This window comes from Vibrio agarivorans (assembly GCF_030409635.1).
Lineage (GTDB): Bacteria > Pseudomonadota > Gammaproteobacteria > Enterobacterales > Vibrionaceae > Vibrio > Vibrio agarivorans.
This window is the reverse complement of record NZ_JAUFQF010000004.1, coordinates 1,631,913-1,652,001: the sequence shown is the minus strand read 5'-3', so window position 1 is coordinate 1,652,001 and position 20,089 is coordinate 1,631,913. Positions and strand designations below refer to the sequence as shown.

18 protein-coding genes are annotated in these 20,089 nt (G+C 46.2%); 4 read left to right on the top strand and 14 right to left on the bottom strand.

The features are described from left to right. Positions 1-8 precede the first annotated feature (8 nt). From QWZ05_RS16100 to QWZ05_RS16060, 9 genes are all read right to left on the bottom strand, one after another. Complete coding sequence (locus tag QWZ05_RS16100) at positions 9-494, bottom strand: TadE/TadG family type IV pilus assembly protein (protein WP_264878043.1); 486 nt, start codon at positions 492-494, stop codon at positions 9-11. Next, a complete protein-coding gene (locus QWZ05_RS16095) occupies positions 491-934 on the bottom strand; it encodes a TadE/TadG family type IV pilus assembly protein (RefSeq protein WP_264878042.1) in 444 nt (147 codons plus the stop codon). Before QWZ05_RS16095 ends, QWZ05_RS16100 begins: the two co-directional genes overlap by 4 nt. 1 nt (position 935) lies before the next feature. Beyond that, positions 936-2,165 (bottom strand): pilus assembly protein TadG-related protein, encoded by a 1,230-nt coding sequence (locus QWZ05_RS16090; RefSeq protein WP_264878041.1) that lies wholly within the window; start codon positions 2,163-2,165, stop codon positions 936-938. Positions 2,166-2,181: 16 nt separating this feature from the next. Further along, entirely contained in the window at positions 2,182-2,454 is a 273-nt protein-coding gene (locus tag QWZ05_RS16085) for a hypothetical protein (protein ID WP_264878040.1), read from the bottom strand. Between the two features lie 16 nt (positions 2,455-2,470). After that, positions 2,471-3,934 (bottom strand): type II and III secretion system protein family protein, encoded by a 1,464-nt coding sequence (locus QWZ05_RS16080; protein ID WP_264878039.1) that lies wholly within the window; start codon positions 3,932-3,934, stop codon positions 2,471-2,473. Positions 3,935-3,942: 8 nt separating this feature from the next. Then, positions 3,943-4,692 (bottom strand): Flp pilus assembly protein CpaB, encoded by a 750-nt coding sequence (gene cpaB, locus QWZ05_RS16075; RefSeq protein WP_264878038.1) that lies wholly within the window; start codon positions 4,690-4,692, stop codon positions 3,943-3,945. Then, positions 4,689-6,026, bottom strand: coding sequence for a DUF8689 domain-containing protein (locus tag QWZ05_RS16070; RefSeq protein WP_264878223.1), 1,338 nt, complete (start codon positions 6,024-6,026; stop codon positions 4,689-4,691). The genes cpaB and QWZ05_RS16070 overlap by 4 nt, the downstream gene beginning before the upstream one ends. A gap of 25 nt (positions 6,027-6,051) precedes the next feature. Continuing rightward, positions 6,052-6,555 (bottom strand): A24 family peptidase, encoded by a 504-nt coding sequence (locus QWZ05_RS16065; protein ID WP_290299415.1) that lies wholly within the window; start codon positions 6,553-6,555, stop codon positions 6,052-6,054. 318 nt (positions 6,556-6,873) lie between these two features. Beyond that, positions 6,874-7,038, bottom strand: coding sequence for a Flp family type IVb pilin (locus tag QWZ05_RS16060; protein WP_264878036.1), 165 nt, complete (start codon positions 7,036-7,038; stop codon positions 6,874-6,876). A gap of 739 nt (positions 7,039-7,777) precedes the next feature. Between QWZ05_RS16060 and QWZ05_RS16055 the strand changes: the two genes are divergently transcribed. Next, the gene (locus QWZ05_RS16055) at positions 7,778-8,290 is read left to right on the top strand and encodes a helix-turn-helix domain-containing protein (protein ID WP_264878035.1); all 513 of its coding nucleotides are present in this window, start codon (positions 7,778-7,780) and stop codon (positions 8,288-8,290) included. 104 nt (positions 8,291-8,394) lie between these two features. Continuing rightward, positions 8,395-10,086, top strand: coding sequence for an AMP-binding protein (locus QWZ05_RS16050; protein WP_290299410.1), 1,692 nt, complete (start codon positions 8,395-8,397; stop codon positions 10,084-10,086). A gap of 160 nt (positions 10,087-10,246) precedes the next feature. On the opposite strand, the gene fusA is transcribed toward QWZ05_RS16050, so the two are convergent. Both fusA and radA read right to left on the bottom strand, forming a co-directional pair. Continuing rightward, positions 10,247-12,334: an elongation factor G gene (gene fusA / locus QWZ05_RS16045; protein ID WP_264878033.1), complete on the bottom strand. Its 2,088-nt coding sequence runs from the start codon at positions 12,332-12,334 to the stop codon at positions 10,247-10,249. A gap of 217 nt (positions 12,335-12,551) precedes the next feature. Beyond that, complete coding sequence (radA, locus tag QWZ05_RS16040) at positions 12,552-13,928, bottom strand: DNA repair protein RadA (protein WP_289960641.1); 1,377 nt, start codon at positions 13,926-13,928, stop codon at positions 12,552-12,554. A 264-nt stretch (positions 13,929-14,192) separates the two neighbouring features. On the opposite strand from radA, the gene QWZ05_RS16035 reads away from it, so the two are divergent. Then, the gene (locus QWZ05_RS16035) at positions 14,193-16,535 is read left to right on the top strand and encodes a PilZ domain-containing protein (RefSeq protein WP_290299406.1); all 2,343 of its coding nucleotides are present in this window, start codon (positions 14,193-14,195) and stop codon (positions 16,533-16,535) included. An 84-nt stretch (positions 16,536-16,619) separates the two neighbouring features. On the opposite strand, the gene serB is transcribed toward QWZ05_RS16035, so the two are convergent. Continuing rightward, positions 16,620-17,597 (bottom strand): phosphoserine phosphatase, encoded by a 978-nt coding sequence (gene serB, locus QWZ05_RS16030; protein WP_290299403.1) that lies wholly within the window; start codon positions 17,595-17,597, stop codon positions 16,620-16,622. Between the two features lie 100 nt (positions 17,598-17,697). Here serB and QWZ05_RS16025 point away from each other — a divergent pair, with 100 nt between their 5' ends. Further along, entirely contained in the window at positions 17,698-18,300 is a 603-nt protein-coding gene (locus QWZ05_RS16025) for a YtjB family periplasmic protein (RefSeq protein ID WP_264878029.1), read from the top strand. 105 nt (positions 18,301-18,405) lie between these two features. Here QWZ05_RS16025 and QWZ05_RS16020 read toward each other — a convergent pair whose 3' ends face one another. Both QWZ05_RS16020 and lgt read right to left on the bottom strand, forming a co-directional pair. After that, positions 18,406-19,257: a thymidylate synthase gene (locus QWZ05_RS16020; RefSeq protein WP_264878028.1), complete on the bottom strand. Its 852-nt coding sequence runs from the start codon at positions 19,255-19,257 to the stop codon at positions 18,406-18,408. Continuing rightward, the gene (lgt, locus tag QWZ05_RS16015) at positions 19,254-20,081 is read right to left on the bottom strand and encodes a prolipoprotein diacylglyceryl transferase (RefSeq protein ID WP_290299402.1); all 828 of its coding nucleotides are present in this window, start codon (positions 20,079-20,081) and stop codon (positions 19,254-19,256) included. The genes QWZ05_RS16020 and lgt overlap by 4 nt, the downstream gene beginning before the upstream one ends. Positions 20,082-20,089 lie beyond the last annotated feature (8 nt).

Here is a 20,089-nt window from a genome sequence, read left to right as displayed (position 1 = left end):
ACTCGCTCCTAGCAATCATTCTCTTGTTGAGTCCCATCCGGTGACGGCAAAATACCGAGACTCTCTCTTGGCCTAATTGACTCAAACTCCGGTACCGCTATCAGACCTAAATCATCAAACACACTCATTAACCCGGCAAATTGGTAATCAAAATCAATGACTCGTGCTCGTACAAAATGAATATCGGTAAATGTTCCCGCTCCTGCTAAATCCACCGGAGAACCGTTACTATCGAGATAATCTACCGACAAATTGGCTGCAGTGAACCCATTTGGCGCGTTGGTGGGCACAACGAGAGCAGGGATGTCATTTTGGTCTTGAACACGACAGACCACTCCCAACCTCGCACTGACTCTGGTCATTTCGTTAATCAACTGCAATGAGTAGATGTAGCGTCCTACTTCTATTAGCGCCATCATGATTAACAGCAGTGCTGTTGCTACTAAAGTGAACTCAATAATACTGAGCCCCTTTTCTCGCTTTAAATTCTTCATGGTGCTGTCCTCATAACCGCGGAGGCATTAAGCGGTATCGTAAAGGGCCCACTTTGGGGGAAAGCACCAAGCACTGGGGTGTAATTGTGGCTGATGGTTATCGTTACGTAACCGCCAGCATGGGTGACACTCACATCGCCTGTTGTCACACCATCGACCATAGAGGTACTGCCTCCGCCAGTAGAGCCATAAACCACCATATTTTTTATCGCGGTGTGGTCTGCAACCTGATCATAGGTCGCAGTTCCTTGAATATCAGATGTCGCATAACGAATACCACTTTGCGCCATCTTATTGAGTGTGTTGTATCGAATCAGTGCATTCCCAAGCTCTGTCATACCAACCAAGATCAGTAAAATGACGGGGATAGACACCAGAAACTCTACTGCTGCCAAGCCTTTTTGATTCGATTGTGAGGATCTCGCTATTAACGTTTTCATGTTATGACTCCTCATTCAAAGGGTCATCGTGAAGGACAATTCGATAAGGCCCTTCGGAATCAGATTCATCGCCAGGCTGCCCACCAGACACCGTACAATCTTCAATAAACTCACCAAATACCGCTTGCTTACCTGCATTACTAGTTGGGGCTTTTTGAATCATGAAGAAACAGCCAAGGGCCTCAATGCTGAATGAGTCTGTACCACCACTTGCACCATCGCAGTCAACGATAGGGATAGGTAGAATACGACGATTAGGTTGCCCCCCCTGACCTACAGTGCAGTCTGATGTTCCCTGAGCACAAGGCAGAGCGGCTAAATAATCGCTATACCCCCAAGGATTGCCGCCCGCACCACTAGTGTCCTCATAAGTAATATCACCCGCATTGTTAATAGTCGCTTTGTTACTAGGTTCTCTGACGTAATAGTCTGGTGGAAAATCAGATGAATTGACCCCACCACCGCCGTAATCACCAAAACGCGTATTCAAACCTTGCCCAACGGGACCAACCGATCCCCCAGGTTTGGTTTGTACGTTTTCATCTAAGTCAATCTCACCGTCATAACCACCTGCCAATGCATCACGCACGGTACTCGCACCAGAACCGAAGTCCAACAGTTGGTAGTTACCCGGCCCCATATCAGATTGGTTCTGGTCTGCAATTTTTAACGCATAGACCTGCCCTGGATTGTAACCCGTACTCCCACCGTCTTCTCCGGCACAAACTGCAATAGGAACCACATTGATCAATACATCAATTGAGGTGCTTGGCCCAGCGACTGCGCTGACATCTAAGTCCTTCGTAATACCGAATATACCTGCAAAGAAATCTTCCAATGCAAACCCTGACACTTCCACTCGTACAAAGGTCTGCTCGGTCGCAGTAAATGAAGCATCGGGAAAGACCTGAGGATCATTAGAGTAAGTTACACTTACCGATGCACTGGAAAAATCTAGCTCCGCATTACCAGTTGCATTGGCCATGTTGGTTAAAGTCGTGTTTGCCGCTGTTGTGGCTTGCGCAGTCGTACCCCCGCTGTCTATCACTATTGCCCCAGCTAACGCCGCGGCATCTACTCCATTCTGCAGACGCGTCTTATTCATCAATGCATGGTTCACATCCACCGCCAGTGAAGCGATACCAAGCAATGCAATCATTGATGCCGTTACCAACACCAACACCAACCCTTGCTCTTTTCGAGTGGTGTTAAAGGTTTGTCGTGTAACCATGATATGTCCTTAAGGGTTAATCGCTTTCGCTAGAGAACCCTTCTACAAACTGACTATCCGTGCCTTTCAGATCTTTACTTTGTCTACCTGTATAGATTTGATAAGCCCCTTCCATTCGCTCACCACTACCGGTCGGTACATAACCTAGGTTTTCAATACTCGCGTTCGGGTTATAAATTTGCTCCGACTGCAATTTCGCTACGTGTGTACCCAACGGCTCTGGATTTGCACACCCAGCCAATACCCAAAGTGTGCCCAACGTTGTTACTAGTAATTTCATCTTGTTCATAAGCTGTCACCCCACGTTATAAGCTGTGGCCAAATGCGCCCTCAGTACCACCCTTTGAATTTTCAATAATCGAGGTGGAGGAGGAAGCTCGCGGCGTGTTATCTCTCACTGCGTCATTGTCGATTTTGGCTCCTTTACCCAACAGGTAGTACTCAAAATCTGAAGGCTCGACAAAGGCGTCCGTCGGCAATGTAATGCGGTTTCGGTCGACAGGCTGGGCGAGACGAGGTGTCACCAAAATAACCAGCTCTGTTTCGCCAGAGATATACTCTTGGCTATTAAACATCTGCCCCAAGATTGGGATGTCACTAAAGCCTGGCATCTCTTCTATAACGTCACGTACGTTCTCGCTTAATAGGCCTGCAATACCGATGGTTTGCCCATCAGCTAGCTCCAGTGTTGAAGACGCACTTCGACGTGTAATAGGAGGAATGATGTAGGTGCTGTTTGTGAGATCTGGCGACAGTGTTAGAGAGCTAGAGTTAGCAATCTCACTCACGTCAACAGCAAGATTTAGATTGATTTTTTTGTCACTCAGGATCGTTGGGATGAACTTCAAACCCACACCATATTCCTTGTACTCAATCGTAATCCCATCTTCATCCGGCACAGGAATTGGGAACTCACCACCCGCTAAGAATTCTGCTTTAGAGCCACTTAAAGCGGTGAGATTCGGTTCTGCAAGTACCTTGGCGGTACCATTTTGTTTAGCGATGTCGAGAGCAAAAGTAAAAAGTGTGTTGTCATCAATAAACGAACCTAACAAGCCGGTACTTTCAATATCTGGCGCATTAAATATCGGACCTAGGCCACCTAAGACTGCCCCCCCAGCGGAAGTTGCCCCAAAGGAGAAGCTGCCGTTTTGCTGAAAGAAATTAAAGTCAGCGTCAAAACGTCTTACCAGGCTGCGCTGCACCTCCGCTACTGTAACCTCAAGCATCACTTGTTGCGCACCACCAATCGTCATCAGATTGATCACACCGGTTTGGTCGACTTGCTCACTGAGTGATTCATTCGATTCAGTCAGTGTTTGCCCTGGAGCGTAGGTTTCAGCGATGCGCAGCGCCATACTCATCGCTGCCTGATTACTGACTTGACCGCTGAGAACTAAACGATTTTGTGCGCTGTGCACCTCAATCGGCTCGCCCGGTAAAAACTCATACAGCTTGCCCTTGAGACTATTAAGATCATGAGTAACCTGAACATTGATCGATTCAATCAGACGCCCACGACTGTCCCAAGCCATCAGATTCGTTGACCCTAAGGTTTTACCAATCAGAAATACCTCATTGGATTTCAACATCACAATATCCAAAATGTTTGGGTCACCTAAAGACACTCTCTTAGCGCGCCCCGGCAAAGTTACTTGGATAGATTTATGCTGTGGCACTGTGACCACCTGCCCCGTTTGGGTTGCAGCGAATACACTGCCACTGCTAAACATCAATAGGGTGAACAATAACGTCATTATTGTTTTCATATGTCACCTCAGTTGCGAACTCGAATATTAGAAGATTCCGTTCCCTTAATAATCGTCACACTCGGTGCAACGTAACGCTTCTTAGCAACGGGTTTGTGCTTATCATGGGGGTTGCGCAGAGCCAATTGAAGCTCTCCTCGGCTCTGAGCCGTCATCAATTTTTCTGCCTCAGTCGGGCTTACTGCTAAAGTTACGGCTCGGACAATCACCGGCTTGTTGTCATCCGTTTTGGCGGTTTGGTCTACAGCAAGCACTTCTATATCACGCAAAATAGTCGACGTATTTGCTGAGGTCTTGCTGTACTGAATCGTATTCAACACATCGACTTTATTGCCGGGTAGAAGGAAACCCGCGACACCAATAACATCATTAACGCGAATCGTAACGGCTCGCTTTTTATCGGGAATCAATGCCGCAAGCGTCGCGCCCTCTCCCGGTTGAGCTAATCGCTGCTTGACGACAATCTCATCAGGAAACATTACGGCGTCAGCAATCAGACCCACAATGTCATCTTCTGAAGAAAACTGATCTTCTGACCGCCAGTCTTTCTCAATCAACTTGGTAGTAAGGTGCTGACTGGTAATCACCGTACCTATGAGGATTTCTTGTGAAGCAACCACCACCGGTTCGCGCTCCACAACTTCAACCTCAACCTGTGGCTGAACTTGTCTATCCATCCACTTCTTAGCAAAAAATACCGCAGCCAACCCCAGAATAATGGACAGAACAAATAGTAATATGACCTGACTCCGACTCATTGCGCATCTCCTCCCTTGCCTTCGGCAGTAAAGTAAACTTCCCATGCTCTAGCGAGTATTTCTGGTGTTATGGTTCGATCTATTTGCTCGAAAGTAATGATGTCACTACTGATTCCTGCAAGATCTTTTGGCAAACATGGGTAGTAACCGACTCCACGCTCTTGGTGCAGAGTCAGCAGTTTTTGTAGCGCAGATGGTTGAACACCAATCTGCAAGCCGCCCACTACGCTATCCCACAATTCGAGATAGTCATTTTTAGCTAGCGGTGTAAATTGAATCTTGTAGCCAAGGCGTCGTAAAAAAGCCGGGTCGCCGATGGCGTTTGGGTCTAAATTGGTGGAAAAAGCAAGAGTGAGAACGAAAGGTATCGTCATCTGTTGCCCGTTGGGTAGAGGAAATTGATCGAACCGATACTCCATAGGGACTATCCAACGGTTAAGAAGACGCTCGACTGATATTGCTTGTCGCCCGAGATCATCGATGACCAGCACACCATTATTCGCCATCATCTGTAGGGGTGCCATCCACACTCGACTATGTGAGCAATGATTCACCTCTAACATTTCCATGGTGAGCTCTCCACCCACTTGAATGTTCGGTCTCAGACATAAGGCCCAGCGACGGTCAAATTGCTCTTTAAAAACTAAGCTTTCCGTAGAACCGCCATCATCTAAAATTTGATGGTGCTGCGGGGTAATCACGCGAATAATATTGCCAGAGGAATAAACAGCGTAAGGAATGAATACCGAAGAGTTGAGTGAATCTAAAATTCGGGTCGCAACGTAGGTCTTCCCAGTCCCTGCATCTCCATACAGCAACAAAGCTCGACCGGAGTTGATAGCTGGCCCCAAAAGACCAACAATCCGGTTTGCTCCAACCACGTCAGATAGAGCACGTGTTACGTCTTCTTTTGAAATAAGATGGTGACGAACATCTTGTGCCTTGACTATTTGTTCATACTGTTTCGCTGACACGGGGGCTGGCCCCAAATAGGCATCTTTTGAAAATGCCGCTTCGGCTTCAGATGTACCTGATTCAGACAAACCAAAGCGAACATGCCCAACGCCTTGGTGTAGAGGGGAGCGACTTTCTGCTTGAAACACCTCTATCAAAGCCTTTCTCTTGAGGCCTGCGAGTATTTCCTCAACAAGATGACTGTTAAGGCCGATCGCCTTGGTGAGTTCAAGGACGTCTGATTTTGGATAGGCAGACAAATGCTTGAGCATCAAGTTATCTAGCACCACTCGAGGAACATCAACCTCATCAAACGACGTTGGTACACTGGGTGCTGCGATTAAGACATTTTGCCTTGACTCAAAGGTTAGCTCACTCATCAACTCAGCCATAATCTATTATTCCCTAATTAAAATAACTGCTCAAAGCAACACCAACGACGACAACTGGCGCAAAGGGCATCAGCAACCGCTCATTGGGAAGCGTCCTGCTGACACTTTGGTTAACCCCAGCTGATGACGTGAATAACAGTGAAGATCGCGCTCTTGAAAGCTGCAATGAACGGAAATAAGTTATGTATAAGGTCCCTATCAACACAGTTGCGACAGCAATCCAAACAATTGCCGACCCAATGCTGGACCAACCTACAAAACACCCCACCGCGCCCATCAACTTGACATCGCCAGGTGCCATTAACTTCAGAAAGTAAAACACAAGCCCACCCAAAAACATCAACGCCCCACATGATGCACTGAGTAGCGCTGAGTTCACTTCACCGCTCACTTGCCACTGATAAGCCATACCAATTAGGGCTAGCGAAAGAACAAGGCTGTTTGGAATTCGGTTCTCACGGGCATCAAACAACCCAATCAAGAACAGCACGGTCCACGCGCATATCAGCAGAAACATAAATGCCACTCCATACACTTGATTTTTGCATGGCAGTGGCATTGCTCTTACATTGAACGGTTCAACTGAGGACGGTTTGCACCTCTTGCAGAAGCAAGTTCCCCCAATTGGTGAAGACTAAAATAAGTACAACGGCTAGTAAGCCTGCACCTACAACATACTCCACTGAAGCTAAACCTTCATCGTCGCTTAAAAATGTTCGCGCGAATTGCCACATATCATGCCCTTCCACGGTTACAAGGCTCACTAAACAGAAATCCCAAGTGCTTCCCTGCGCTAACCGGTGTCTTGTTTGCACAATTACCAAGCAAATTTGGCTTAAGCAAATACGGCTGCAAGCTCAGCCTGGATAATTGCCCCCCAACCGGTGAACACTACGGCTAACGCCGCTACAAGTAGGCCTGCACCCACAACGTATTCCACTACGGTTAGGCCTTCTTCATCGTTCATAAACGCTTTAATGTTGTTAACTAGATGTCTCATGACGTCCTCTCCTTCGTTAAATTCACAACCACACTCAGTTCCGTGAAGTTGCGCCAGTGATTAATTGAAAATTTAGGATTGAATAAACTTAGGAGTTAGGACTTTCTTGATTATTATTGGTACTTTTTTGCCACTTTTAATTGAGTATTGACTTTAAATCAACAGGTTAGAACGCGCATCTAATATGCAACCAATTTTATTTTCTAATTATTAAGATCATAACTTTCTTCGATTAAATCTATAATTAAAAACAATTTTTTAACTGCCCTTAAAGTAGATTGAACCATTAAAACAAAGGGCACGTATACATCACTCTCTAATTTTTGAGACGATGCTACTTTCAAGGTGTTGTATAAAAATAAGATTCATATTTACCCCATTAGAGTTAAATCACAATCACCATTCCATCGACATTATCTCCCCAAACTCATCATTTAGTTTACATGCCCCACTCTCTCTCCTAAGCTTTGTAGAACTGCCGTACTTTGTTTTATTTGTTGTATTTGGGGATGATATGAAGTTACTTCACAAGGGCTATTGGTTTGGCTCTAGCCCACTTGAAATGCCAGAACCACTCAGATATGAACTAACTAACTATTTTAAAATTATTGAGTGTGGGCAAGATATCTCGGTATTGAGTGAGCCTGACATTGAATTGTGTTTCTTTTATTTCAACGATAACGGAGATATAAAACTTTTTCAGTCCTTGACGCGGTTATGCAAAAACCTCGATAAAAAAATGATCGTTATACATTCCGGAGGAATAAATTCCACCATCACCTCGGCGACTCGCTACATTTACTCCTCTTTCTCAACGAAGAGTGAAGATGTCGATACCTGGGTGACCAGTCTTAATCTCAATATAAGACTCGACTACTCAAGCCATTCGTTTTCTACAGAGTTAAAATCCGCTAAACCAACTTCAGCCAAACCAAACCCAGAGATTAGCGAGGTCGTTAAGTATATCGATTCCAACCTGCCAAGCCCCCTTAGAGAGGAGGAGCTGGCCGACCATTGCCATTATTCTGTCACTTATTTCTCAAAGCTATTTAGAAAAACAATGGGGGTAAGCTTTAGAGACTACGTAATGTCAAAGCGCATCTCTTTAGCCAAGCAGATGCTCGTTGAAGACAAGTACTCAAAAGTCGCAGTGGTCGCGTATCAATGCGGCTATAAAGACGTTTCCTACTTCTCCCGCATCTTCAAAAAGAAAACCGGACTCACCCCAGCCAGTTATCGTCAACAATATTGAACGTTATCACACAGTTGGCTTTTTACTTTATGCATCCCTGTGCTAATGTTAACAAGAATTTAACATATAACTATAACTGAACACGCATAACGTGGAGCACAACAATGACTCAGCCTAACTTCGTAGCCCAACAACCTTGCACTCTCCTCCCGCCGAATGAATTGATTCTCAAGTGGGCAGATGAGCGTCCTAATGAGGTGTACCTCAAGCAAATTATTAACCGACAGTTTGTCGAGTTCACCTACGGGGAAGTGGCTGACAAAGCCTTGCGCCTCGCCTCTGCATTACAAAACCTCGGGGCTAAACCTGGGGATAGAGTCGCTCTGATCTCTAAAAACTGTGCAGAGTGGTTTATTTGTGACTTAGCGATGACTTTAGGCGATTTCGTCAGCGTTCCGATTTTCCCTACCGCAGCGGCAGACACCATTGAGTACTGTATTACCCACAGTGAAAGTAAAATTTTGTTGGCCGGCAAGCTCGATGATCCAGCCGCTACCCAAGAAGTGATCGACAACAACCCTGCTTTGATTTCTGTTGCACTCCCGTACGATACTGCACCGAACTGCCAACATCTGTTCTCGACCTTGATTGAACAGAATGAACCCACCCAAAATCGACCTGAACATTATGACGATAAAGTAATGTCACTCGTCTACACATCCGGTACATCGGGTCTACCCAAAGGGGCGATGTTGACCTATGGCGCTTTCAGTTGGTCAGTAGAGCAATTGAAGACTTTAATCGGCATTGAAGACGGCGATCGTCTGTTCTCCTATTTGCCACTCGCGCACATTACTGAGCGTGTGTATATCTACGGCTCATCGATTGCCGGCGGAGTGTGCACTGCATTCCCTGAATCTCTCGATACCTTTATCGAAGATGTCAAAATGCACCGCCCAACGCTATTTATCTCTGTACCAAGACTTTGGACACTTTTCCAGCAGCGTATTCAAGACAAGTTGCCACAGAAAAAACTCAATATCTTGCTCAAAATTCCGTTTGTAAATTCTCTGATTAAGAAAAAGCTTGCTGATGGTTTAGGGCTGGATCAGGCGCGTGTCTTGGGCTGTGGCTCTGCACCCGTTTCACCCGCCTTGCTTGAGTGGTATCACAGTGTTGGGCTCAATATTACAGAAGCTTGGGGCATGACAGAGTCATTTGCCTATAGCACCCTGAACTACCCATTCCGTGCTGATAAGATTGGCTCAGTAGGTAAAGCTGGCCCCGGCATAGAGATGAAGATCGCCGAAGATGAAGAGATTCTTGTTCGTGGACAAGGGTTGTTCTCTGGTTATTACAAAAATGATATTGCGACCCAAGAGTCTTTCAACGAGGACGGGTGGTTGCACACAGGAGACATCGGATTTATCGATAGTGAAGGTTATTTGACCATTCAAGGGCGCAAAAAAGACACTTTCAAAACCTCTAAGGGTAAGTTTGTTGCTCCAGTACCTATCGAGAAAAAGCTGTTTGAATATAGTCGCGTCGAGATGATGTGTTTGATTGGTCTTGGCCTTCCCGGCCCGATTCTGCTAGTCGTACCACATGATTTCCCGAATTTCGATAAGGCGCGTTATGAGCGCACCACCCATAAGGTGGTGGCTAAGATGAACGCTCAATTAGAGTCACATGAGCAGATTAAAGGGGTATTGATGATCCAAGACCCTTGGAGTATCGAGAATGGGATTCTTACTCCGACATTGAAAATCAAACGTCATGTACTCGAACAAAAGTACCACGATATTGGGCACAACTGGCCGAAAGGCGTGTTGGTGCAGTGGGAAGAAGATATGTAACTTCTGCGCACTATTTGTTGTTTTGAAACCGCCGTTTGGCGGTTTTTTCATAGCTTATAAAACCATGACTCTTTAAATACACATTGTTCTTTACATACAAAAAGCCCCGCTAGCTTTCACTAACGGGGCTTTTATAAAGCTATCTAGCGTTTAAAAAGAATTACTTCTTCGCGTTACGCTCTTTAACTTCTGCAATTACTTGCTCAGCAACGTTTGCTGGACAAGCTGAGTATTGACCGAACTCCATAGAGAACTGACCACGACCAGAAGTGATAGTACGTAGGTGACCGATGTAGCCGAACATCTCTGATAGAGGTACGTCAGCTTTAATACGAACACCAGTAGTACCAGCTTGTTGGTCTTTGATCATACCACGACGACGGTTAAGGTCACCGATAACGTCACCAACGTTGTCTTCTGGAGTGAACACGTCAACGTTCATGATTGGCTCAAGAAGTTGCGCGCCAGCTTTTGGCATAGACTGACGGAATGCGCCTTTAGCAGCGATTTCGTAAGCGATTGCTGATGAGTCAACTGCGTGGAAGCCACCGTCGAATAGCTCAACTTCTACGTCTAGCGTAGGGAAGCCAGCTAGAACACCGTTGTCCATCATTGACGCAAAGCCTTTCTCAACTGCAGGCCAGAATTCTTTAGGTACGTTACCACCAACAACTGTTGAAGAGAACGTGAAGCCAGAGTTTGGCTCACCTGGTTTGATACGGTAGTCGATCTTACCGAACTGACCAGAACCACCAGACTGCTTCTTGTGCGTGTAGCTATCTTCAACTGCTTGAGTGATAGTTTCACGGTAAGCTACCTGAGGAGCTCCTACTTCTAGCTCAACGCCGTAAGTACGCTTAAGGATGTCTACCTTGATGTCTAGGTGAAGTTCACCCATACCTTTCAGGATAGTTTCGCCTGACTCTTCATCAGTCTCAACTTGGAAAGATGGATCTTCTGCAACCATCTTACCGATAGCGATACCCATCTTCTCAGTAGAACCTTTGTCTTTTGGAGATACAGCAATAGAGATTACTGGTTCTGGGAAGATCATTGGCTCTAGAGTACATTCGTGCTTAGGATCACATAGAGTGTGACCAGTTTGAACGTTCTTCATACCAACTACAGCGATGATGTCACCCGCTTGTGCAGTTGTTAGTTCGTTACGCTCGTCTGCTTGCATCTCAACCATACGGCCGATACGCTCAGTTTTACCTGTTGCAGAGTTAAGGATTGTATCACCCTTGTTCATAACACCTGAGTAGATACGAATGAACGTTAGTGCACCAAAGCGGTCATCCATGATTTTGAATGCTAGCGCTTTTAGTGGCTCATCAGCAGAAACTGTAGCAACTTCGCCTGTTGGCTCACCTGTTTCAGGATCTGTTAGCGGCTGAGGTTCAACTTCAGTTGGCGCTGGTAGGTAATCTACAACAGCGTCTAGTACTAGCTGAACACCCTTGTTCTTGAACGCAGAACCACAGAATGTTGGGAAGAATGCTAGGTCACGTGTACCTTTACGGATACAACGCTTAAGGTCTTCGATAGAAGGCTCTTCACCTTCCATGTAAGCTTCCATTAGGTCATCGTCTTGCTCTACAGCAGTCTCGATTAGCTCTTCACGGTACTGTTCTACGTCGTCAACCATGTCAGCTGGTACGTCTAGTACTTCGTAGTTTTCTGGAAGACCAGAGTCATCCCATACGTAAGCTTTACGGCTTAGTAGGTCAACAACACCAACGAAGTCGTCTTCACGACCGATTGGAAGAACCATAACTAGAGGGTTAGCACCTAGAACGTTTTTAACTTGGTCAACAACGTTAAAGAAGTCTGCACCCATACGGTCTAGTTTGTTAACGAAGATCAGACGAGATACTTCTGATTCGTTAGCGTAGCGCCAGTTAGTTTCTGATTGTGGTTCAACACCACCAGAACCACAGAATACACCGATACCGCCATCAAGTACTTTAAGAGAACGGTAAACTTCTACTGTGAAGTCAACGTGTCCCGGAGTATCGATAACGTTTAGACGGTGACCGTTCCAGAAACAGCTTACAGCAGCTGACTGGATTGTGATACCACGCTCAGCTTCCTGCTCCATGAAGTCAGTAGTAGATTCACCATCGTGAACCTCACCAGTTTTGTGGATCTGACCTGTTAGCTTTAGGATACGCTCAGTGGTAGTTGTTTTACCCGCATCAACGTGCGCGAAAATACCAATGTTTCTGTATTTCGATAAATCTGCCATTGTCTTACTCTGTTAATAAGGTATAAAGTGCGCGCAGAGTATAGCACATTCGGTTAAAACTCATAGCCCTGCGAGCGGTTGGGTGAAAAAAAAGTCACACAGCCAAGAAAGGCCGTGCTTTTTATTCGGTCTGGTAGGTAAAAGCTAGGTGAAAATTTGTATTTGTACAAATTTTACCGACACCTAGCGCTACTTTCAGGAAGTTCTGAGCGGTCTGTTACAGCTCATCAAATGCGCTAATCGCTTCGGATAGTTTCTTAACTCCGTGTATTTGCATCCCTTCAATGCCACCTTTCGGCATATTTGCTGCGGGCACAATAGCACGCTTGAAGCCATGTTTAAATGCTTCGTTTAATCGCTCTTGACCACTTGGCACTGGGCGAATCTCTCCAGCAAGCCCCACTTCACCAAACACAACGACATCTTTAGGCAGAGGGCGATCTCTAAAGCTAGAGAGCAGCGCCATGACAAGTGCTAGGTCTGCACTGGTCTCTGTTACCTTCACACCACCAACCACATTAACGAAAACATCTTGGTCAGCCATTTGCAAGCCACCATGCTTGTGCAGTACAGCGAGTAATAAAGACAGTCGGTTTTGCTCTAGGCCAACGGCCACGCGTCGTGGGTTAGCCAGCTGTGAGTAATCAACCAGAGCCTGGATCTCCACCAGCAATGGGCGTGTGCCTTCCCATACAACCATGACCGAGCTGCCTGAGGTTTCTTCTTCTCCACGCGAGAGAAAAATAGCGGAGGGGTTACTTACCTCTCTTAGCCCCTGACCTGTCATGGCGAAGACACCGAGCTCATTCACCGCACCAAAACGGTTTTTGTGGCTTCGTAGGGTTCTAAAGCGGCTGTCTGTGCCACCATCAAGCAAGACCGAACAGTCAATAATGTGCTCAAGCACTTTAGGGCCCGCCAGAGTGCCGTCTTTAGTTACGTGACCGACAATAAACACCGCAACATTGTTCTGTTTCGCGTAACGAGTCAGTGCAGTCGCCGCTTCTCGAACCTGCGCAACACTGCCCGGAGATGACTGAACATCAGAAACGTGCATCACCTGTATCGAGTCAATAACCATGAGTTTAGGCTGCTCTTTTTCGGCGATTTGGCAGATGCGATCAACGTTGGTTTCAGACAGCATTTTCAAACTGTCTTTTGGTAAGCCTAAGCGTGATGCGCGCAGAGCTACTTGCTGTAGCGACTCTTCGCCTGTGACATACAATGTCGGCATTTGGCTTGCGAGTAAACACATCGTTTGCAGCAACAAGGTTGATTTACCTGCTCCTGGGTTACCACCAATCAAAATGGCCGCCCCCGGCACAATCCCCCCACCTAACACACGATCAAGTTCTTTAAAGCCGCTTGAGAAACGCGGAACTTCTTGCAGATCGATCTCTGAAAGAGTTTGTACTTGAGCATCTGCCGCGCCAGCATAACCCGATAGTCGTTCATTGCGAGCCACTGTCGGTGAGGCCGCCATACGCACCTCTGAGATAGTGTTCCACGAACCACACGCATTACACTGCCCCTGCCAACGAGGGAAGTCTGCGCCGCAGTCATTACATACGTATGCGCGTTTTGCCTTAGCCATAACACCCTATTTGATAATTTAAACAATATAAATGATACTATCGAACTGCCTTTTAAGGCTTTGCATTATTGTCAGTGACGATTGTTATCAATGACGACCCATCTCACTGACATACTTGGGCAGTGACATTACTATAGTGCCCAAGTCTTGAGATAAGGCTTTGAACTGATGCCTTATCTATTTGAGAGTGCACTATGGAATCGCTTTAAAGATTAATGCTTTATTGCCGATAGTATTACCAAGCCCGAAGTTTAACAAAAAAACATGCAACAAGCCGAAATTCTTTCCATAGTTGAACGCCTTCTCCCTGCCTATCATGCGGCGGATTTTGAGACCGTTTTAGACCAAGTTGTTAGTGAGTATTCACCAACAGCTAAGTTACTGGTTAAAATGGAAATGAATCGTCAAATGGCCACTTGTACAAAAAAAATCGACCTCCGAGGTCGGGTGCAAGGCGAGTGTCGTGAGTTTACCCTCGATGGCATTCAGCACTGGCTTGATGATGTTGCTTTCAATGCTTACCACAAGAACGTTGAAAAATACGGCAGCTACACGGAAGGCGTTTGGGAAGCGTTGGTTAATACACGCAATAACTATCGTGTTATGAAGCAGCGTAACGGCGCAGCAGCCCAAGCTGGGAATGAAGAGCACCAGTTTTGCGTCGAGCCAGTATTATTAGGGTACGACCTAAAACGTAAAGAAAATCGCCTAAAAGTCGCATCTCAAGTCGAGATGAAGCTCTCCAAAGGCCAGCAAATTCACGCTGTTACCGTCGATTTATCCGCTTCTGGGGCAAAATTCAAGGTCCCTGCCGCGTTCAACTATAAATTAGGTGAAGTGGTTGACGTACGCTATGTGGAACTTGCTAAAGGCTCAAAGATTGAAGATGTGACGAGCGACCTCTGCTACCGTGTCGTCGGTATTGATCTCTGTTACGAGAATGATGCGGTAAAGTATCTGCGCACGATTAAACTATCAGAAAGCGATCTCCCTGAGCGCATCATTCAAGAAGCCTTAAAAAACACCAGTCAACGTGTCCGACATGACAACCAAGATAAGATCATTCGCGCTCGCACTCGTGGCTATGAACATACCTTCCTAAAGCACACCTGTAACCTGCCGGTGTTTTTCAGTCAGCATGAACTGAAGTTAGTGCTTATGACGGAGAACAATAAGGCGATTTGGCAATACTGGCAGGATGAACGCAATCAACAGGCGCTAAGCTCTCTATTTCACAAAGAGCGCATGTCACTTATGGCGCAAACTGGGGTGAAATCCACCAGCAATATCCTCTATTCATTTAAGCATGCTCACCAAGACAAGTCACTGTTCTATTCAATGATGGTACCGGAGGCGAGTCGCGATGAGCGTAAGCTGTTTTGGCATATTGGCGCCCGGCGCCCAAGCTGGAAAGCATTCAAACTGCACGTATTTGAACTAAAAGCAGAGGAGCGCGAAGAGCTTGAACGACATGCGAATGAACTCGGTCTCGATGCTCGAGAGCTCACACACTGTGGTATTTTGCAAGAATTGGCTGACACACAATCTGCCAGCGATTACTTATTGACGGAAAAGCCACAGCTCGACAGCAAAGTGTTGAACAAATTTCGTCAATCGAGAGCGACTGACAACCGTGTACTTTCCCTCTATTTTGACGCGTGTACGCGTCGACGTGAACCTCGCTACAAGCTTCGCTCACCTATCATTGTGACAACGAAGTCGGGGCAGCAAGTCGAAGGTGTCACCACCGACATCTCTAAACATGGACTGGGCGTTATCCTCAAGGATCCGATCAATCTGATTGCCGAGGATATGTGTCATATCAACTTTAAAGAGCTGCAGCTGTATGACAAGAGCGTGCCTCTCAATAAAGTGAGTTATCAAGCGATTCGTATTGGCGCAACGGGCAAGCAGCTACAATTAAAGCTTGAGCACATCAGCGATAACAGCCGTGTTGCCGCCTTCTTTGAAAAGGTGATTCGTCATAACGAAGGTAAGCTGATTGAAAAGAATGAGATCCTGCCGAGCACCGAGATTTTAGAAGGCTTACACAATATATTGCTCGATAAAATAGTCAGCGTGCCGCTATTTTTTGAAAAACAAAAGACCAACATCAAGCCAAAAGTGATTGGGGTCAATCAACCGCTCGCCGACTGCCTGATACCATTTGCTCGCTTAGGGAGTGATCATAAATTTACCCTAGACCCGATTTTTAAAGGTCGCACCAATACCTTGATCGCCCAGCCTATGAAGCGTATTGATGGCATAGGTCCGCACTATTTTGAAATCTATATCAACTCAATGCTATTGAATGAGCGCACGCAGAGAGTGCAAACTCATTTATCCACTGAGTTTGAATCACTTAAAGACCGTATCCAGTTCATCAAGAAAGCACAGACGGTTGGCCGCTTTTTCGCTCTGCGAGTCTCATCTACTCCGGTCTTTGACCCTATCACCAGTCTATTACGTCAAGACCTCAATGAACTGATGTCCATCAGCCTGACTCAAGCGCGCAATCTGGAAAAAGAGATTATTGGTATTGTGGGCTACAGCGAAGTTGTGGATATCACCGATGAGGTGCTGGTTCGATTAGAGCTCACCCGCTAGAAACTTTCGCACCGCAAAAAGAGACACTCTCTAACTAAAAGTAATCATGACCGCAAAGACGGTCATGATTGAGATTTAATGCGATTAGGTTCTTTTCCAGCTCACCTTGCCTTGCTTGGCGTACTGCGCAGACAAAATACAAAGCACCCCACCTAAACCAACATGACGGATTGCCGTTTGCGCTTCCTGCTCAACCTTAGGCTTAGCATGAAAAGCGATACCTAAACCAGCCGCTCTCATCATCACTAGATCGTTCGCGCCATCACCCACGGCGACAGTGTTGTGTAGCTCAATGTCATACTCTTCTGCCAACTCGAGTACGATATCCGCTTTTGTTTGAGCAGAAACCACCTCGCCTAATACCTCTCCCGTTAGCTTGCCATCAACAATCTTTAGCTGATTAGAGCGAGCGTAGTCTAGATTCAAAGTCTCTTTGAGGTAGTCAGAAAAATAGGTGAATCCACCAGAGGCAATAGCCGTCTTCCAGCCAAAGCCTTGCAGTGCGTTAATCAATGCGGTCAAATCAGGCATTAGTGGCAATGTGCTGCGTACAGACTCTAGGATCGACTCATCCGCCCCTTTGAGTTTGGAGACACGCTGACGCAGACTTTGTTCAAAGTCGAGCTCACCTTGCATCGCACGTTCAGTCACAGCAGAAACCTCTTCCCCAACACCAGCCAACTTCGCTATCTCATCAATACACTCAATTTGAATCGCAGTTGAGTCCATATCGAACACGATAAGCCCTGGCTTGGAGAGGTCCGGGACATCTTGTAAATGGGCATACTCTAAATCCAACTCAGCAAGAATCGCCTTGTGCTCTGCGGTCAATTCACCGCTCATCAGGGCAACTTCATAAGGGCCAACTTGCCAAACATCGACAATATGATTGTAAAAGCCGGTATAGAAATCGATATCCTCAAGCTGACTGCAGGCCAGTGTTCGACCAAAGATAACCCAGTTTGCTTTGTTCTTATCGAGTTGCGAACTATCCAATACTTCAGGAAAACGTAATAGCAGCGAAGTGTGTCTGTGAATGGGCAGTTTATGTAACAAATCCATGTTTCTCGTCCTGTCTAAGTTTCAGTAACGTTAACCTATTGCTTTTTATAAACGCAAGTCTCAATATGGCACAAATTAGAATAATTCATGAGCATAGGTAATGAACGAATCTCTGTTTTCCTTCCGTAATGCGTTGAAAATTGTCGGCTTTGCGTTGCTCACGATCATGGTTGCAGTGATAGCGGTTAACAGTCTGCGGATCAGTAAAGAAAATGAACGCATTCAGGCAAATCAGTTGGAAACACTGACCAAGATATTGATATCGCAAGCCTCACTGTCGGCAAGTGAAATGATTGAACAAGAAGATCAAGAGCGACTTCTCGCATTGACCAATCAGTTAGCTCAAGACCGCCTAGTATTCGATGCCACCGTTTATGATGCCGAAGGCATTAAGTTAGCCGCCAGTGACGATGCATTGAGTGCACGTGAAGTTCTCGGGTTAGATACACCATTGGCAACCGCACGAATCGGCAGACAACAGCTGGTCGAGCCCGTCATCAATGATGGGTCTATTGTTGGCTTTGTGCGCATCACCTTTGAAACAGGCCGAGTCACTGCGGTGTCTGACCACTTCTATCGTAAGAGTGACCGCTATATGTATGGGCTCATCGCTTTGAGCTTCTTGTGTGGGTTGTTGATGGTGATACTTCTCAAGCGTAAGCCGAAGAAAAAAGGCGAGAACCTATTGTTAAAAGGGCTTTAGAGTTCAGAGTTCAGAGTTCATTTAGAATTAAAAAGAGGATAGACCGAATGGCTATCCTCTTTTCGTTTCAGAAACGCTATTTGTATGCGCTAAATTTTCAGCAAGTTACACTGAAAATGGATAACGAATCGGCTCATGAGATTCGTAACCAATCACTTCAAAATCATCTAGTGTCACCCATGTTTCCAAGTCTTCTAGTGACTGAATCTTAGGGTTAATCTTAAACTGAGGTGCGGCCAATGGCTCACGCTTAAGCTGCACATCACGCATCAGTTCAAGTTGGTCTTCGTAAATATGCGCATTGACGATCTTGTGATAAGCCACACCCGGCTTTTTACCCGTAATTTGTGCCATGATCGCCAAGAATACATACACCTGAACCATGTTAAAGTTCAGACCAAGTGGAACGTCACATGAGCGTTGCGTACTGTTCAAATACAGCGTATCGCCCAATAGCGAAAAGTGATGGCTGTACATACATGGACGTAAGCACCCCATATGGAACTCACCCGGGTTGTAGAAATTAAGAATTTCACCACGGTCATCCACGCCACGAGTTAAATCATCAACAATCTTACGCAGTTGATCGATGTGGCCACCATCAGGCTTAGCCCAAGCTCGGCCTTGAACGCCATAAACGCGCCCCATGTCATCGTCACCCTTGCGGTAAGGGTTGTTCAGCCACGCTTCATTCAGGTTGGCATTTGCATCCCAGGTTTTTGTTCCCAACTTGCGGAAATCTTCCGCATTATCATAGCCACGGATATAACCAAGCAGCTCTGCTACTGCCGCTTTCCAAAAACTTTTACGCGTCGTTACAAGAGGGAACTGGTTGTTGGCAACATCGTAAGTCAGGTCGGCGTTGATCACGGTTAGGCAGCGCTTGCCTGTTCGCTCATTTTCAATCCACGTACCTTGGTCAACGATGCGCTGACATAAATCTAAATACTGTTTCACGATTCACTCTTTTTTGCGTTTGATTGGTCAGAAAAATGGCCGCGCTTGTATGCCCACACCATCATGAGTCCGCCAATAATAATCATAGGAAGAGACAGGATCTGCCCCATCGAAATAAAGTCACCAAATAAGCCTAAATGAGCATCCGGCTCACGCACGTATTCGACTAGGAAGCGGAAGGTACCATACCCCAATAGGAAAAGACCTGATACAGATCCAAGTGGGCGCGGTTTTTTGATGAACCAGTTCAAAATAAAGAACAGAACAATACCCTCAAGCGCCATCTCATAAAGTTGCGATGGATGGCGAGGTAGTGGGCCACCGTTCGGGAATACAACGCCCCATGGCGCATCAGTCACACGTCCCCAAAGCTCACTGTTCATGAAGTTGCCCAGACGTCCCATACCTAAACCAAACGGCACCAAAGGTGCTATAAAGTCGGCTACACCAAAGAAGGTTCGCCCATTCTTTTTTGCGTACCAGAACATTGCGGCAATCACGCCCAATAGACCGCCATGGAAAGACATGCCGCCTGTCCAGACTTTGAAGAGATAGAGCGGTTCTTGAATGAAGAGGTCAAAGTTGTAGAAGATCACGTAGCCGACTCGGCCACCGATCACCACGCCTAAAAAGCCTGCAAATAGCAAGTCAGACACTTGTTCACGAGTCCAACCACTGCCCTTCGTGTCTGCACGACGATTTGCCAGCCAAAGTGCGAACACAAAACCAACAAGATACATCAGTCCGTACCAGCGGACTGATAGTGGCCCTAAGCTGAACAGCACAGGATCGATGTTTGGAAACTCAATAAATCCTTGAGACATAATACTTT

Bases quoted from the DNA above. Each gene is read 5' to 3' on its own strand.
- serB (WP_290299403.1), bottom strand. From the start codon at position 17,597: ATGGATTTGTTACATAAACTGCCCATTCACAGACACACTTCGCTGCTA.
- lgt (WP_290299402.1), bottom strand. From the start codon at position 20,081: ATGTCTCAAGGATTTATTGAGTTTCCAAACATCGATCCTGTGCTGTTC.
- radA (WP_289960641.1), bottom strand. From the start codon at position 13,928: ATGGCTAAGGCAAAACGCGCATACGTATGTAATGACTGCGGCGCAGAC.
- QWZ05_RS16085 (WP_264878040.1), bottom strand. From the start codon at position 2,454: ATGAACAAGATGAAATTACTAGTAACAACGTTGGGCACACTTTGGGTA.
- QWZ05_RS16090 (WP_264878041.1), bottom strand. From the start codon at position 2,165: ATGGTTACACGACAAACCTTTAACACCACTCGAAAAGAGCAAGGGTTG.
- QWZ05_RS16065 (WP_290299415.1), bottom strand. From the start codon at position 6,555: ATGTTTCTGCTGATATGCGCGTGGACCGTGCTGTTCTTGATTGGGTTG.
- fusA (WP_264878033.1), bottom strand. From the start codon at position 12,334: ATGGCAGATTTATCGAAATACAGAAACATTGGTATTTTCGCGCACGTT.
- QWZ05_RS16055 (WP_264878035.1), top strand. From the start codon at position 7,778: ATGATCGTTATACATTCCGGAGGAATAAATTCCACCATCACCTCGGCG.
- QWZ05_RS16100 (WP_264878043.1), bottom strand. From the start codon at position 494: ATGAAGAATTTAAAGCGAGAAAAGGGGCTCAGTATTATTGAGTTCACT.
- QWZ05_RS16060 (WP_264878036.1), bottom strand. From the start codon at position 7,038: ATGAGACATCTAGTTAACAACATTAAAGCGTTTATGAACGATGAAGAA.
- QWZ05_RS16095 (WP_264878042.1), bottom strand. From the start codon at position 934: ATGAAAACGTTAATAGCGAGATCCTCACAATCGAATCAAAAAGGCTTG.
- QWZ05_RS16080 (WP_264878039.1), bottom strand. From the start codon at position 3,934: ATGAAAACAATAATGACGTTATTGTTCACCCTATTGATGTTTAGCAGT.
- QWZ05_RS16025 (WP_264878029.1), top strand. From the start codon at position 17,698: ATGAACGAATCTCTGTTTTCCTTCCGTAATGCGTTGAAAATTGTCGGC.
- cpaB (WP_264878038.1), bottom strand. From the start codon at position 4,692: ATGAGTCGGAGTCAGGTCATATTACTATTTGTTCTGTCCATTATTCTG.
- QWZ05_RS16035 (WP_290299406.1), top strand. From the start codon at position 14,193: ATGCAACAAGCCGAAATTCTTTCCATAGTTGAACGCCTTCTCCCTGCC.
- QWZ05_RS16070 (WP_264878223.1), bottom strand. From the start codon at position 6,026: ATGAGTGAGCTAACCTTTGAGTCAAGGCAAAATGTCTTAATCGCAGCA.
- QWZ05_RS16050 (WP_290299410.1), top strand. From the start codon at position 8,395: ATGACTCAGCCTAACTTCGTAGCCCAACAACCTTGCACTCTCCTCCCG.